Raw genomic sequence first — 226 nt, 5'->3', positions numbered from 1 at the left:
ATTAATATCCTGTATCACATCATCGAGGACTTCTCGTGAGGCTTCAGCTCGAAAGTTATTCACGACATAAATTCCCTCATTGCCATCTTGCAAGTCATAAGCACTGAGGCTTATCGGATCGCCCTGAATATTGGTAATTTTTAGAAAGACGCGATTCGGCCCAAAACTCACAAAGCCATAGACCGGACTAAATGCCGGATAGTATTTCCCCTGGATATACGAATCC

1 protein-coding gene is annotated in these 226 nt (G+C 43.4%); it reads right to left on the bottom strand.

Going from position 1 to position 226, the window contains the following annotated elements:
- Positions 1-226, bottom strand: a 226-nt coding sequence (gene traM / locus IIF7_RS20690) for a conjugative transposon protein TraM (RefSeq protein WP_139801397.1), incomplete at both ends; no start/stop codon positions are given.

This window comes from Zunongwangia atlantica 22II14-10F7 (assembly GCF_002094855.1).
Lineage (GTDB): Bacteria > Bacteroidota > Bacteroidia > Flavobacteriales > Flavobacteriaceae > Zunongwangia > Zunongwangia atlantica.
The sequence above is the reverse complement of the archived record's forward strand: the minus strand, read 5'-3'. Positions and strand labels throughout refer to the sequence as shown.